General features: G+C 68.1%; 14 protein-coding genes. 12 read left to right on the top strand and 2 right to left on the bottom strand.

From position 1 onward, the window contains the following. Nucleotide 1: 1 nt before the first annotated feature. The 8 genes from C5C17_RS11170 to C5C17_RS11135 all read left to right on the top strand — a co-directional run bounded on the left by C5C17_RS11170 (nucleotide 2) and on the right by C5C17_RS11135 (nucleotide 7,859). The gene (locus C5C17_RS11170; protein WP_068480291.1) at nucleotides 2–376 is read left to right on the top strand and encodes an FKBP-type peptidyl-prolyl cis-trans isomerase; all 375 of its coding nucleotides are present in this window, start codon (nucleotides 2–4) and stop codon (nucleotides 374–376) included. A gap of 109 nt (nucleotides 377–485) precedes the next feature. Further along, nucleotides 486–755 carry a 30S ribosomal protein S15 gene (rpsO, locus tag C5C17_RS11165; RefSeq protein ID WP_104253448.1) on the top strand — a complete coding sequence of 90 codons (270 nt, stop codon included), beginning with the start codon at nucleotides 486–488 and terminating at the stop codon, nucleotides 753–755. 126 nt (nucleotides 756–881) lie between these two features. Further along, the gene (ppk2, locus tag C5C17_RS11160) at nucleotides 882–1,964 is read left to right on the top strand and encodes a polyphosphate kinase 2 (protein ID WP_104253447.1); all 1,083 of its coding nucleotides are present in this window, start codon (nucleotides 882–884) and stop codon (nucleotides 1,962–1,964) included. Between the two features lie 259 nt (nucleotides 1,965–2,223). After that, entirely contained in the window at nucleotides 2,224–4,482 is a 2,259-nt protein-coding gene (locus C5C17_RS11155; RefSeq protein ID WP_104253446.1) for a polyribonucleotide nucleotidyltransferase, read from the top strand. Between the two features lie 144 nt (nucleotides 4,483–4,626). Then, the gene (locus C5C17_RS11150; RefSeq protein WP_104253445.1) at nucleotides 4,627–5,976 is read left to right on the top strand and encodes a pitrilysin family protein; all 1,350 of its coding nucleotides are present in this window, start codon (nucleotides 4,627–4,629) and stop codon (nucleotides 5,974–5,976) included. After that, nucleotides 5,976–6,575 carry a histidine phosphatase family protein gene (locus tag C5C17_RS11145; RefSeq protein ID WP_104253444.1) on the top strand — a complete coding sequence of 200 codons (600 nt, stop codon included), beginning with the start codon at nucleotides 5,976–5,978 and terminating at the stop codon, nucleotides 6,573–6,575. The genes C5C17_RS11150 and C5C17_RS11145 overlap by 1 nt, the downstream gene beginning before the upstream one ends. 88 nt (nucleotides 6,576–6,663) lie before the next feature. Beyond that, complete coding sequence (dapB, locus tag C5C17_RS11140) at nucleotides 6,664–7,401, top strand: 4-hydroxy-tetrahydrodipicolinate reductase (RefSeq protein WP_104253443.1); 738 nt, start codon at nucleotides 6,664–6,666, stop codon at nucleotides 7,399–7,401. Beyond that, entirely contained in the window at nucleotides 7,398–7,859 is a 462-nt protein-coding gene (locus C5C17_RS11135) for a hypothetical protein (protein WP_181028558.1), read from the top strand. The genes dapB and C5C17_RS11135 overlap by 4 nt, the downstream gene beginning before the upstream one ends. A gap of 18 nt (nucleotides 7,860–7,877) precedes the next feature. Here the strand turns inward: C5C17_RS11135 and C5C17_RS11130 are convergent, their stop codons facing one another. Then, the gene (locus C5C17_RS11130; RefSeq protein ID WP_104253442.1) at nucleotides 7,878–8,831 is read right to left on the bottom strand and encodes a TIGR01777 family oxidoreductase; all 954 of its coding nucleotides are present in this window, start codon (nucleotides 8,829–8,831) and stop codon (nucleotides 7,878–7,880) included. A 141-nt stretch (nucleotides 8,832–8,972) separates the two neighbouring features. Between C5C17_RS11130 and hemW the strand changes: the two genes are divergently transcribed. Next, nucleotides 8,973–10,184, top strand: a complete 1,212-nt coding sequence (gene hemW, locus C5C17_RS11125; RefSeq protein ID WP_104253441.1) for a radical SAM family heme chaperone HemW — start codon at nucleotides 8,973–8,975, stop codon at nucleotides 10,182–10,184. A gap of 12 nt (nucleotides 10,185–10,196) precedes the next feature. On the opposite strand, the gene C5C17_RS11120 is transcribed toward hemW, so the two are convergent. Further along, nucleotides 10,197–10,769, bottom strand: coding sequence for a DUF4870 domain-containing protein (locus C5C17_RS11120; protein WP_181028557.1), 573 nt, complete (start codon nucleotides 10,767–10,769; stop codon nucleotides 10,197–10,199). 166 nt (nucleotides 10,770–10,935) lie between these two features. Between C5C17_RS11120 and hrcA the strand changes: the two genes are divergently transcribed. The 3 genes from hrcA (at nucleotide 10,936) to C5C17_RS11105 (ending at nucleotide 13,912) form a co-directional block, all read left to right on the top strand. Next, a complete protein-coding gene (gene hrcA / locus C5C17_RS11115; protein WP_104253439.1) occupies nucleotides 10,936–11,967 on the top strand; it encodes a heat-inducible transcriptional repressor HrcA in 1,032 nt (343 codons plus the stop codon). A gap of 87 nt (nucleotides 11,968–12,054) precedes the next feature. Further along, complete coding sequence (gene dnaJ / locus C5C17_RS11110) at nucleotides 12,055–13,140, top strand: molecular chaperone DnaJ (protein ID WP_104253438.1); 1,086 nt, start codon at nucleotides 12,055–12,057, stop codon at nucleotides 13,138–13,140. 1 nt (nucleotide 13,141) lies between these two features. Continuing rightward, a complete protein-coding gene (locus C5C17_RS11105) occupies nucleotides 13,142–13,912 on the top strand; it encodes a 16S rRNA (uracil(1498)-N(3))-methyltransferase (RefSeq protein WP_104253437.1) in 771 nt (256 codons plus the stop codon). The last annotated feature ends 1 nt before the right edge of the window (nucleotide 13,913 follow it).

Here is a 13,913-nt window from a genome sequence, read left to right as displayed (position 1 = left end):
CATGACAAACACTGATCGCACCAAGCCAGAAGTCGACTTCCCAGGTGGAGAGGCACCAGCAGAGCTGGTCATCGAAGACATCATCGTGGGCGACGGGGCTGTCGCGGAACCGTCCTCGACGGTCGACGTGCACTACCTCGGCGTCGAATTCGAGTCGGGGGAGGAGTTCGACTCCTCGTGGAACCGTGGCGAGTCGGTCAACTTCCCGCTCAAGGCGCTCGTTCGCGGCTGGCAGGAGGGCATCCCCGGCATGCAGGTCGGCGGACGCCGCAAGCTCGTGCTCCCACCCCACCTCGCCTACGGCGCGGCAGGCGGAGGCCACCCGCTGTCAGGCAAGACGCTTGTCTTCATCATCGACCTGCTCGGTGTGAGCTGAGCCGTCGAACCTGATATGCTCTTTCGGTTGCCGTGAAACGGCCGCGGATCAAGAGAGCTCGCACGCTGTGTGCTGAGCGCCGCGCAACGAAAGAGAAGGGGGTCTGTCAATGGCACTAAGCGCTGAGGGCAAGAAGGCCATCATCGAAGAGTACGCAACGCACCCGGGTGATACTGGCTCCCCTGAAGTTCAGGTTGCCATCCTCTCCACGCGAATCAAGGAGCTCACCGAGCACCTCAAGGAGCACAAGCACGACCACCACTCGCGTCGTGGTCTCCTGCTGCTTGTGGGTCAGCGTCGTCGTCTGCTCGGCTACCTCGCCGACGTCGACATCGCGCGTTACCGTTCGCTCATCGGACGACTCGGCCTCCGCCGCTAAGCACTTGCTGCGAAGAGCCCCTGCCATCGGCAGGGGCTCTTTTCGCGTTCGCAGCGCGGGACGAGTGCGACGCAGATCGACCGCTGTCACGGTGACCGCGCGCCGAGGCGCGACTAGGCTGTCGTCATGGCAGCCTCTCGCACCCCAGCTCAGCATCAGGCAGGTTCAAAGGGCCAGGCAAAGACCGCATCCGACGGCGACGGAGCCCTCGACGATGCACGCAAGTCTGCCGCCGGCTCGAACGGTCGCTCTCGCAGGGTCACCCAAGGGACTCAGGCCGCGTACCGCCTGAAGCGGGCGGGTATCCCGGACACGACGCCCGAGATCGACGAGCTCGCCGAGCTGCGAGACGAGGACCCGCTTGGCGAGGCCTGGCGGCACGGCTACCCGTACGACACGAAGCTCCCGCGCAAGGAGTACGAGAAGCAGAAGCGCGCACTGCAGATCGAGCTGCTCAAGCTCCAGACCTGGGTCAAGGAGACCGGCCAGAAGGTCGTCATCATCTTCGAGGGTCGCGATGCCGCCGGGAAAGGCGGGGCGATCAAGCGCTTCATGGAGCACCTGAATCCCCGAGGCGCCCGAACCGTTGCGCTCGAGAAGCCGACGGAGAAGGAGCAGTCGCAGTGGTACTTCCAGCGGTACGTCGAGCACCTGCCCTCCGGTGGTGAGATCGTGCTGCTCGACCGATCCTGGTACAACCGTGCTGGCGTCGAGCGCGTCATGGGCTACTGCACGCCGACGGAGTACCTCGAGTTCACCCGCTCGGCTCCTGAGTTCGAGCGGATGCTCGTCAACTCCGGCACGACCATCATCAAGTTCTGGTTCTCCGTCGGTCGGGCCGAGCAGCTCGCGCGCTTCGCCGCCCGCAGGGACGACCCGGTGCGACAGTGGAAGCTGAGCCCGACCGACCTCGCCTCCCTCGACAAGTGGGACGAGTACAGCGAGGCCAAGGAGGCGATGTTCTTCTACACCGACACCGCGGAGTCTCCGTGGACGGTCGTCAAGTCGAACGACAAGAAGCGCGCGAGGCTCGAGGCCATGCGCTATGTCCTCTCGCAGTTCGACTACCCGTCGAAGGACGAGGGCGTCGCGCACGCCGCCGACAAGAAGATCGTCGGATCCCCGAGCAAGCTCTACGACGAGGGGGAGAAGCCGACCGGCGAGTTCCCGCTCGTGACGGAGCTGCCTCGAGCGTCGCGCAAGAAGTAAGAGGGCCAGGTCCACAGCGTTTTGGGGCCCGTCGGCAATCGCCGCACGGGTTCCAGCTGCTCGGCGCCCTCCGCTGGTAGAGTCGATGTCGCAAACACTCAAGATACGCGGGGCGGCGAGTAGCTGGTCCTCGGTGGTGGGTTCCTGTCGTGGCTTCGCGTCGAAGCGCGAACAAGACAGAGGTCTTCTACTGACGATCAGCCCGGGATGACCCGGTCGCGCTTTCCCTTCGCGTGCACACGCAAAAGGAGGAGACCTCTTGGAAGGTCCCGAAATCAAGTTCTCTGAAGTCGTTCTCGACAACGGCAAGCACGGCCAGCGCAAGATCCGCTTCGAAGCGGGGCGCCTCGCCCAGCAGGCGCAGGGCTCCGCCGTCGCCTACCTCGACGACGAGACCATGCTGCTCTCGGCCACGAGCATCTCGAAGAACCCGAAGGAGAACTTCGACTTCTTCCCGCTCACGATCGATGTCGAGGAGCGCAGCTACGCCGCCGGAAAGATCCCCGGATCGTTCTTCCGCCGTGAGGGTCGCCCCTCGACCGAGGCCATCCTCGTCTGCCGCCTGATCGACCGCCCCCTGCGCCCGTCCTTCGTCAAGGGCCTGCGCAATGAGGTCCAGGTCGTCGTCACCGTGCTCTCCATCGCACCGGGCGAGTTCTACGATGCCCTCGCCATCAACGCCGCGTCGCTCTCGTCGCAGCTGAGTGGCGTGCCCTTCTCGGGCCCGATCGCCGGTGTGCGTCTCGCGCTCATCGACGGTCAGTGGGTCGCGTTCCCGAAGTTCGAGCAGCTCGCTGACGCGGTCTTCGACCTCACCGTCGCCGGCCGCCTCGTCACCAAGGCTGACGGCACCGAAGACATCGCCATCATGATGGTCGAGGCCGAGGCGACCGAGCACGCGTGGGGCCTCATCCAGGCCGGCGCGCAGAAGCCGGACGAAGCGGTCGTCGCACAGGGCCTCGAGGCCGCGAAGCCGTTCCTCACGCAGCTCGTGAAGGCACAGCAGGAGCTCGCAGACCAGGCCGCGAAGCCCGTCGTCGAGTACCCCGTCTTCCTCCCGTACACGCAGGAGGCGCTCGACGCCGTCACCGCGCTCTCGCACGACGGCCTCGTCGACGTGTACCAGATCGCCGGCAAGGTCGAGCGACAGGACGCGGACGACGCCCTCAAGGCGAGCGTCAAGGAGCAGATCGCTGCGAAGATCGAACGCGGAGAGCTTGACGCCTCCGTCGCCGGTCAGGTGTCCGCCGCGTACAAGACCGTCACGAAGGACGTCGTCCGCGGACGCATCCTCCGTGAGGGCAAGCGCATGGACGGACGCGGCGTCGCCGACATCCGCCAGCTCGACGCAGAGGTCGACGTCGTGCCTCGCGTGCACGGCTCGGCTATCTTCCAGCGCGGCGAGACGCAGATCCTCGGCGTCACCACGCTGAACATGCTCAAGCTCGAGCAGCAGATCGACTCGCTCTCGCCGATCACGTCGAAGCGCTACCTGCACCACTACAACTTCCCGCCGTACTCGACGGGTGAGACCGGACGCGTCGGCTCGCCGAAGCGTCGCGAGATCGGGCACGGCTTCCTCGCCGAGCGCGCCATCGTGCCGGTGCTCCCCAGCCGCGAGGAGTTCCCCTACGCGATCCGCCAGGTCTCCGAGGCGCTCAGCTCGAACGGCTCGACGTCCATGGGCTCGGTCTGCGCCTCCACGCTGTCGCTCCTCAACGCCGGCGTGCCGCTCCGTGCGCCCGTTGCCGGCATCGCCATGGGCCTCGTCTCCGACGAGGTCGACGGAGAGACCCGCTACGCCGCCCTCACCGACATCCTCGGCGCTGAAGACGCACTCGGCGACATGGACTTCAAGGTCGCCGGTACGGCCGAGTTCGTGACGGCCATCCAGCTCGACACGAAGCTCGACGGCATCCCGACGTCGGTCCTCGACGGCGCGCTGACGCAGGCTCGGGATGCTCGCATCCAGATCCTCGACAAGGCGATCAACGCAGTCATCGACACGCCGGATGAGCTGGCAGCCACGGCTCCGCGCATCATCTCGGTCCGCGTGCCGATCGACAAGATCGGCGAGGTGATCGGGCCAAAGGGCAAGGTCATCAACCAGATCCAGGACGACACCGGCGCCGACATCTCGATCGAGGACGACGGCACCGTGTACATCGGCGCTGTCGATGGTCCGTCCGCCGAGGCCGCTCGCGCAGCGGTGAACGCGATCGCGAACCCGACCAACCCCGAGGTCGGCGAGCAGTACCTGGGCACGGTCGTCAAGATCGCGTCGTTCGGTGCCTTCGTCTCGCTCCTCCCGGGCAAGGACGGCCTCCTGCACATCTCCGAGGTGCGCAAGCTCGCCGGTGGCAAGCGCGTCGAGAACGTCGAGGACGTGCTCGGAGTCGGCCAGAAGATCCTCGTCGAGATCACCAAGGTCGACGACCGCGGAAAGCTCTCGCTCGCCCCAGTGGTCGAGGAAGCAGCAGCTGAAGAGGGCGTCGCCCTCGAGGCAGGCGCCGAGTAACTCCGGCTCCGCATCAGCAAGACGGCCCCGCGCATCTTTGCGCGGGGCCGTCTTGCTGTCCGTCGGCTGCCCTTCCGCGTCGCTGCTGGGAGTTCCCACGTCGCTGACGCTCGTACCGCTGGGACGCTCTAGGCTTGACTGGTTATGCGCGATGCCATTGAACTGCCACTTGACCTTCCCGAGATCGAAGCACGTGTGTCGAACGGCGGTCTCTTCCGCCGGTCCGTCCTGCCCAGCGGCGTGCGCCTGCTGACCGAGGCGGTCGTGGGGGCAGCGAGTTCCAGCATCGGGCTGTGGGTGCCGGTTGGCTCGCGCGACGAGCAGCCCCACGAGTACGGTTCCACGCACTTCCTGGAGCACCTGCTCTTCAAGGGGACACCTTCTCGCACTGCCTTCGAGGTCTCGGCCGCGTTCGAGCGGGTGGGCGGCGAGGTCAACGCGCAGACGGCGAAGGAGCACACGCTGTACCACGCGAAGGTCCGTGACGCGGACCTGCCGATGGCCGTCGAGGTGCTCAGCGACATGATCACCTCGAGCGTGATCGACGCGGCTGAGTTCGAGATCGAGCGCGGTGTCATCATCGAAGAGCTGGCGATGGCCGACGACGACCCGAACGACGTCGTGTGGGAGCGCTTCTACGAGACGCTGCTCGGAACGCATCCGCTCGCGCGACCCATCGGCGGAACCCCAGCCTCGATCAGGGCTGCCGACCGCGACGCCGTCTGGAGCTCCTATCGCCAGCACTACCGTCCCGAGGAGCTCGTCGTGACGATCGCGGGCGCCGTCGACCACGACGAGGTCCGGGCACAGCTCGAGCGGAACCTGAAAGCCGGAGGGTGGGACCTCGACGTGCCGTCCGCCCCCGTAGCGCGTCGAGAGACGGCCCTCCAGCACGGGTCAGCCGCGCCCACCCATCCTCTGTCCGCCATCGACCGCCCGCTCGAGCAGCTGGCGCTGGTCATCGGCGGACAGGGCATCACCCAGCTCGACCCGCGCCGGGAGGCCTTCGGCCTCATGCATCGGATCTTCGGTGGCGGCATGTCATCGCGTCTGTTTCAGGAGATCAGGGAGAAGCGCGGGCTCGCGTACTCGGTGTACTCCTTCGGGGGAAGCCACTCAGACCTGGGCGTCACGGGCATGTATGCCGGATGCGCCCCTGACAACGCGCTCGAGACCGTCCGAGTGCTGCGTCAGGAAGCCGAGAAGCTCGTCCAGGACGGCGTGACGGCCACGGAACTGGCGGATGCGAAGAGTGCGAGCGCCGGCGGATCCGCGCTGGCGATCGAGGACGCGGACACCCGCATGTCGCGCCTCGGCCGCGCGGAGATCCATACGGGCCGGTTCTACGATCTCGAGGCCGCACTGTCACGCGTCGAGGCCGTGACGCTCGACGAGGTGCAGTCGGTCGCCGCCGACATGTTCAGCGGCGAGCTCGTCGCATCCGCGGTCGGTAAGCTGTCGTCCGAAGCAAGGACCGAACTGGAGCGCCGCTGATGTCGCACTACCTCTACCTCGTCAGGCACGGCGAGCAGGAGAACGCAGAGCACGGTATCAACGACGGACCGCTCTCCGAACGCGGCCGGGCGCAGGCTCACCTGATCGGCCGTCGTCTCGCCGCTGTCCCGCTCAGCGAGACCTACACCTCGCCGCTCGATCGTGCCGTGCAGACGAGCGCGGTCATCGACCAGTACACGAGCGGGCCGGCGGCTCTCGAGTCGACGCTGCTGTTCGACTGCATCCCCACCGGACAGGACGGTGCCCCCTCCATCTACGACGGCTTCTTCGGCGGCATCGGCGACGAGGTCATCGAGGCGGGGGTGGCGCAGATGAGCGACGCGTATGACACGTTCTTCAGCAAGAGCCGTGATGATCGGCACACGCTCCTCGTGACGCACAACTTCGTGATCGGCGAGTTCGTGCGCAGGGTCGTCGACGCCCCGGAGTGGCGCTGGCTCGGGCTCAACTCGGTGAACACGGGGCTGACCGTCGTGCGCGTCCGTACCCGTAAGCCAGCGGAGCTGCTGCTGTTCAACGACCAGTCGCACCTGACTCCGGAGCTGCGCACGGGCGTCAGCGCCTCGATCGCCATCTGACTCCTCGCGGCGTTCGGGCTCGCCGCGCGCGCAGACGCTCTCGCCGCAGCGCCCTGGATCGTCGGCGGTTGCCCGTACCCTTGGAGACATGGAAACTCAGGTCGCCGTGCTCGGCGCATCCGGTCGCATGGGAAGCCTTGTGGAGCGCATCATCGACTCGACGGAGGGGCTTGTGCTCCACGCGGGGCTGACGAGCGCGACCCCGCTTGAGGAGATGCTCGGCGCAGACGTGCTCGTGGACGTGTCGCATCTTGATGCCTCCGAGATCGCGGTACCGTTCGCGCTCGAGCATGGGCTCGATGTGGTCGTCGGCACGAGCGGCTGGGATGAGCGGCGGATCGCGAGCGTCGCAGCGGCCGTGCCAGCTGGGCGAGCAGCTGTGTTCGTCCCCAACTTCTCGCTCGGCTCCGTGCTCGGCACGGCGCTGGCGAGCGTCGCCGGCAGGTTCTTCGACTCGATCGAGATCCTCGAAGCCCACCATGACAAGAAGGTCGACTCGCCGTCCGGAACGGCGGTCCGCACGGCGGAGCGCATCGCCGCAGCGCGGGAGCACCCTCTGCGCCCACCGCATGCTGATCAGGAGGCGCGAGGACAGCTGGTCGCTGGCGTGCCGATCCACAGCATGCGCCTGCGGGGCATCGTCGCCGACCAGCAGGTCGTGCTCGGAGGAGCGGGTGAGGTGCTCACGATTCGGCACGAGACGATGTCGCAGGAGGCCTACGTGCGGGGCATCACGCTGGCAATCGGGCATGCGAGGTCCTCACAGGGCACGACGGTCGGCCTCGACGGTGTGCTCGGCCTCGGCGAGCTGCTGGGCCGAGCGTGAAGCGCAACCTCGCCACGAAGCTCGGCGTCGCGGCTGTCACGCTGCTGTTGCTGCTCTACGTCGTGTTCGTCGCGGGCATGGCGGTTTCGCTCTTCGCGGGAGACATCGTCGCGAAGATCATGGGCGCGGCACTCATCGTCTTCCCGATCCTCGCGGTCGTCTTCATCGCACGCGAGCTGCTGTTCGGGATGCAGACGGAGCGCCTGCTCCGGCGCCTCGCTGATGCGGGGGAGCTGCCGGAGGACGACCTGCCGAAGCGTCCGAGCGGACGAGTCGTGCGGGAGGCCGCCGACGAGGACTTCCCCAGGTGGAAGGCCGAGGTCGAAGCCGCCCCGGACGACTGGCGAGCCTGGATGCGCCTGGGGCTCGCCTACTCGGCGTCCGGGGACCGCAAACGTGCGAGGACAGCGCTTCGCCAGGGCATCCGCCTGGAGAAGGTGCGCCCCGAGGCGGCCTGAACCGGGAGCCGATCGACGTCAGACACCGGCTCCTGGCTCTGGTTCGAACTCGGGAGACTTGAGCGCGAGCTCGACCGCTTGCGCGGCCGTCCGGTCCTTGAACGAGAATCCGGCGTCGAGGAGGCGCTTCGGCCGGATCTGCTGGTCGGCGAGGAACAGCTCACGGCCGGCCTTCTGCAGGGTGAGGTCGATGAGGGTCGACGGCGCCTTCAGCTTGTAGGGGCGACCGAGCTCGGTCGCGAGCTGCTGCTGGATCTCGTCGGCCGTCGCGGGAGCGGGACCGACCAGGTTGTAGGCGCCGTGCGCGTCATCGGATTCGAGCAGGAACCTGAGGGCGCGCACCTCGTCGCGGAGGCTGACCCACGGCCAGTGCTGCGTGCCGTCGCCGAGCTGCGAGAGGAGCCCGACGCTCGCCAGCGTCTTGAGGACGGTGAGGACTCCGCCTCGGCCCAGCACGAGCCCCGTGCGCGCGAGCACCACGCGGGTGCCCTCCGGCGCCGTCTGCGCCGCGCGCTCCCACCGGTCCACGACGCGGGGCAGGAACTCGTCGGTCTCGGGGAGCGCGGAGTCCTCGTCGAGGACCTGGCCGGGCCGGTCGCCGTAGGCACCCGAGGCGGAGCCGTTGATGAGCAGCGTGGGCGGGTTCGCCGACGCTGCCATCGCGGCAGTGATCGTGAGCGTCGCGTTCACGCGCGACCGGAGGATCTCCTTCTTCACGTTGTAGGTCCACGGGAGCTTGCTGAGCGGCGACCCCGAGAGGTTCACCACCGCGTCCACTCCGTCGAGCACCCTCGCGTCGAGGGTGCGCTGCGCGGGGTTCCAACGGAACTCGGTGCTGTCCTTCGGTTCGCGCCTCACGAGCCGCGTGACGCGGTGGCCGTGCGCGTGGAGCTCCTCGATCAGGCTGTGGCCGATCATGCCGGATGCCCCGGAGACGAGAACGTGCTTGTGGGAGGTCGCCTGGGTGCTCATGACTCAGACGGTAGTCCCTTCAGTTGGGCGGGAGCGCAACGCACGGTGGGGGTCCGGGTGCTGTGGCGACGGATACCGCCTAGGCTGTCCTGGTGCATCACGAGACTCTCGCCCCGAGCTGGGCCAAGCTGAACGGCCGTCTTGACGCCTAGCGCCCTGCCTCTTGGCGAGCCGGTCCCGCCGAGCGGCGAGCTCCCCGCTCAGGCTCTCATCGGCGCCGAAGCGCGAGACTTCGGCGTGTACATTCACGTGCCCTTCTGCCGAGTCAGGTGTGGGTACTGCGACTTCAACACGTATACGGCCGAGGAGCTGGGAGGGGTATCCCGCTCGAGCTACGCAGGCGAGGTCGAGAAGGAGATGGCGATCGCAGAGCGCGTTCTCAGCGGCTCGCCCCGCCAGGTGTCGACGGTCTTCTTCGGCGGTGGGACGCCGACCCTCCTCCCGGTCAGCGACCTCGCGGCGATGCTCGATGGCGTTCGCAGCCGCTGGGGCCTTGCGCCCGACGCCGAGGTGACCGTGGAGGCGAACCCGGACTCGGTCGGCGAACGTGAGCTCGCGCAGCTGCGGGAGGCCGGCGTGACCCGCGTGAGCTTCGGAATGCAGTCGGCGGTCCCACATGTGCTGGCCGTGCTCGAGCGCACACACGACCCGGATCGCATCCCGATCGTCGTCGCGGCTGCCAAGAAGGTCGGGCTCGAACCGAGTCTCGACCTCATCTACGGCACGCCGGGGGAGTCGCTCGACGACTGGCGCCGATCGCTGGACATGGCCCTCGCCCAGGAGCCGCTCCACGTGAGCGCGTACGCCCTCATCATCGAGGACGGCACGAAGCTCGCCAGGCAGATTCGCCGCGGCGAGGTGCCCGCCGTCGACGATGACCTGCAGGCGGACATGTACGAGCTCGCGGAGGAGCGCTTGGCGTCGGCCGGCTTCGAGTGGTACGAGGTCAGCAACTGGTCGCTGCGGGGCGAGCACCCGTCGCGCCACAACCTGTCCTATTGGCGGGACGCTGACTGGTGGGGCTTCGGACCGGGCGCCCACAGCCACGTCGGCGGAGTGCGCTGGTGGAACGCGAAGCACCCGAGCGCGTACGCGTCGAGGCTCGCCGACGGCATCACCCCTGCCATGGGGCGTGAGGTGCTCGACGAGGACACGAAGCGGTTCGAGCGCATCATGCTCGGCTCGAGACTGCGCGAAGGGCTCGCGATCTCCGAGCTCGAGGATTCCAGCGTGGTTGCCGAGCTCATCGCGGAGTCGCTCGTCGATGGCAGGGCCGCGTTGCAGGGGAGGCTCGTGCCCACACTGCGGGGCCGCCTCATGGCGGATGCGATCGTCAGGCGCATCGCCGTCTGAGACGTGCGCTCGTCAGCTGACGAACCGGAAGGTCACCGGGTAGCGGTACGGTCGTCCCTGGTTGGCCTGGACTGCAGCGAGGATCGCGTATACGACGACGGCGACCCAGAGCAGCGGGTACAGCAGGGGTACGAGCAGCGCCAACGGTCCGCCGAACATGGACAGCAGCGAGAGGACCCCGATGCCCACGTAGACGATCGAGACGGTGATGCCGAAGTTGAGGGCTTCGCGGCCCTCGCTGTTGGCGAGTGAGCCTCGCCGCCGCGTCACGAGCCAGAGGATCAGCGGGCCGACCGCGGGCGCGACGATGTTGAGCAGGTGATCGAACGTTGCGACGAGGCGGTCCCCGTCGGCCGTCAGCGGCGGTTCGGAGGTCGTGGCACCGCTCGAGTGCGGCCCGGCCTGCTGCTGGCCGTACTGCGGCTGACTGTACCGGGGCTGCTGCCCGTATGGCGCCTGCTGGCCATACGGTGCCTGCTGGCCGTACGGTGGTTGCTGCCCGTACGGGCCGGGCTGGCTGTACGGCTGTTGCTGAGCAGGATCCTCGTGCCCAGGCTGCGGGTTCGGTGCGTTGTGATCGGACATGGGATTCCTCTCGACGGTTTCTACCCAGGCTATTTCGGTTGCTCGGTGACGGCCTGGGCGTTCTGCCCCTGCGGGCGAGCGAACGCGGTAGGATTGGCAGTCTCTGACTGGGAGTGCCAGATGGGCGCCCCGTCGAGGGCCAGCGGTCGGCAGCGGAAGGAGCATCGTGGTTTCGGACAGAAGCATGCAGGTGCTCCGAGTCATCGTCACCGACTACGTGACGAGCCGTGAGCCCGTCGGCTCGAAGTCGATCGCCGACCGTCACGACTTCGGCGTCTCGGCCGCCACCATCCGCAACGACATGGCGCAGCTCGAGGACGCCGAGCTGATCGTCGCGCCGCACACGTCCTCCGGGCGCATCCCGACGGACAAGGGCTACCGGCTGTTCGTCGACCGGCTCGCCGAGTTCCGTCCGCTCTCGGGAGCGCAGCGACGCGCGATCGAGACGTTCATCGAGGGCAGCGAGGATGTCGACGAGGTGCTCGGGCGCTCGGTGCGCCTGCTCGCCCAGCTGACGAACTCCGTCGCGATCGCGCAGTACCCGTCGCTCGCGAACGCGTCGATCCAGCACGTCGAATTCGTGCTGCTGTCGAGCCGGCGGGTGCTCACCGTCCTCATCACCGACTCCGGCCGCGTCGAGCAGCGCATCGGGCACCTCGGGGCCGAGGTGAGTGTCGAGCAGCTTCACGTGCTCCGCGATCGCCTCGCGGGGCGCCTGGTCGGCCGGACCGTCGCGCACGCATCCACCGAGCTGAGAGACGTGAGCGGCATCATGGGGGAGCAGGACGCGGAGCTCTTCGCGCCCGTCGTGGCCAACCTGCTCGAGCTCGTGCTCGCGCACCGCCAGGAGCGCCTCGTCATGGCAGGGACCGCCAACCTCGCTCGAACGGAACGCGACTTCCCATCGAGCATCCTCCCGGTGCTCGAGGCCATCGAGGAGCAGGTCGTGCTGCTGCGGCTCCTCGACGAGCTGCACTCCAGCACCGAGGCCTACTCGGTGAGCATCGGCCAGGAGAACGTCGACCTGGGCCTCGGCGAGACGGCCATCCTGACTAGCGGATATCGCAGCTCCGGCAGCGACGCGCGCCTCGGAGTCGTCGGACCGACGAGAATGGACTACCCGCGGAATATCCAGGCCGTGAGGGTCGTTGCGAGTTACCTGTCACGGGTGCTCGACGAACGACACCTGGACGCCTGACCGACACCGCCCGGTTCGCCGGCGGTTGCACCCAGTGCCTGACAACGCAGGCACACATTCACAGATGCAAAGAAGGAGTCGCCACTCTTGGCAGACCACTACGACGTGCTCGGCGTGAGCCGCGAGGCGTCCCAGGACGAGATCAAGAAGGCCTACCGCAAGCTGGCCCGCCAGTTGCACCCGGACGTCAACCCGTCCGCGGACGCCGCGGAGCAATTCAAGTCCGTCACGCACGCCTACGACACGCTCAGCGACACCGAGCGACGCAGACAGTACGACCAGGGCGGGCCTGACGGGCAGTCCTTCGGGGGCTTCGGGGACATCTTCGAGACCTTCTTCGGGCAGCAGGGTTCCCGGGGTCCGCGGTCGCGGGCAGAGCGTGGTCAGGATGCGCTGGTTCGCGTCGAGCTCGACCTCGACGAGGTCATGTTCGGCACGCACCGCGACCTCGAAGTCACCACCGCGGTCGCCTGCGACAACTGCCAGGGCACGTGCTGCGCTCCTGGCACCTCGCCCACGACGTGCTCGGCATGCGGGGGAGCCGGTTCGGTCCAGCGCCAGGTGCGCTCCATCCTCGGCATGGTCGTCACGAACCAGCCGTGTGCGCAGTGCCGCGGCTACGGAACCGTCATCGAGCACCCGTGCGAGACGTGCCACGGCCAGGGCCGTGTTCGCGCCAACGTGAGCATCCCGGTCGACATCCCATCCGGAGTCGATTCCGGGCTTCGCATCCACCTTCCCGGCCGGGGCGAAGCCGGTCCGGCTGGTGGAGCGAACGGCGACCTGTACCTCGAGATCCGGGTCCGACCTCACGAGGTCTTCTCTCGCGACGGCGACGACCTGCAGTGCGTCATCGAGGTGTCGATGGCCGATGCGATCCTCGGCACCTCGACCACGGTCGGGGCCCTTGACGGCGATGTCGACCTGCAGATCCCGGCCGGCGTCCAGTCCGGCGAGGTCCTCACCGTTCGCGGGCGCGGCATCACCCGTCTGCGCTCGACGCACCGAGGCGACCTCGACATCGCGGTGCAGGTCCTGACTCCCGCGAAGCTCGACGGCAAGTCGCGCAAGCTGATCGAGGAGTTCGCGACACGGCACCGTCACGAGGCCCCGCGTCTCGCGCGAGAGAAGCAGGGGATGTTCTCGAAGCTCCGCGACCGATTCGGCCGCTGACGTGGCCTGGCTCTACCTCGCTGAGGACCTCGACGAGGCGCTTCGTGCGGGCGACGTCACCCAGGTCCGCGGGGCGGAGGCCAAGCACATGGGCGTCGCGCGCATGCGCGTGGGCGAGCGCGTGCAGCTCGGCAACGGACGCGGCCTCGTCGTCGACGGTGAGCTCGCCGCCCTGGAACGCGACCTTGCGGTCGTGAACGTCGTCGGGGTGAGGCGCGTCCCCGAGCCGAAGCCCCTCGTCACGGTCGTCCAGGCGCTCGCGAAGGGCGGTCGAGACGAGCTGGCCGTGCAAGTCGCGACCGAGCTGGGGGCTGCCGCCTTCGTCCCGTGGCAGGCGAAGCGCAGCGTCAGCCGTTGGGATCAGAAAGCCGAGAAGGGCAGAGAGCGCTGGGCCGCCGTTGCCAGGGAGGCGAGCAAGCAGAGTCTCTCCGCCTGGGTGCCGGAGGTCGCTCCGCTGCACACCACTGCCAGCGTCGCCGGGCTCGCAGCGCACGGCCCGCTGCTCGTGCTGGACCCACTCGGCGACGTCTCGCTGCGGGACGCGCTCGGCGACGATCCCGCCTCCGGCGGCGTCGGCCTCACCCTCGTCGTCGGACCAGAGGGCGGCATCGACGAGAGCGAGTTCGCGGTCTTCGAGGCGGCAGGCGCCCGGCGCGTTCATCTTGGCGCCGCCGTCCTCCGCACGTCGAGTGCCGCACCGGCGGCCATCGCAGCGATCCTCGCGCTGAGCGGCTCGTGGGACTCGCGGCTCCGCTCGGGCACCGAGTCGTAGG

Source organism: Pseudoclavibacter sp. RFBA6 (genome assembly GCF_002931575.1).
GTDB classification, from domain to species: Bacteria; Actinomycetota; Actinomycetes; order Actinomycetales; family Microbacteriaceae; genus Pseudoclavibacter; species Pseudoclavibacter terrae.
This window is presented reverse-complemented; position numbering and strand designations above follow the sequence as displayed.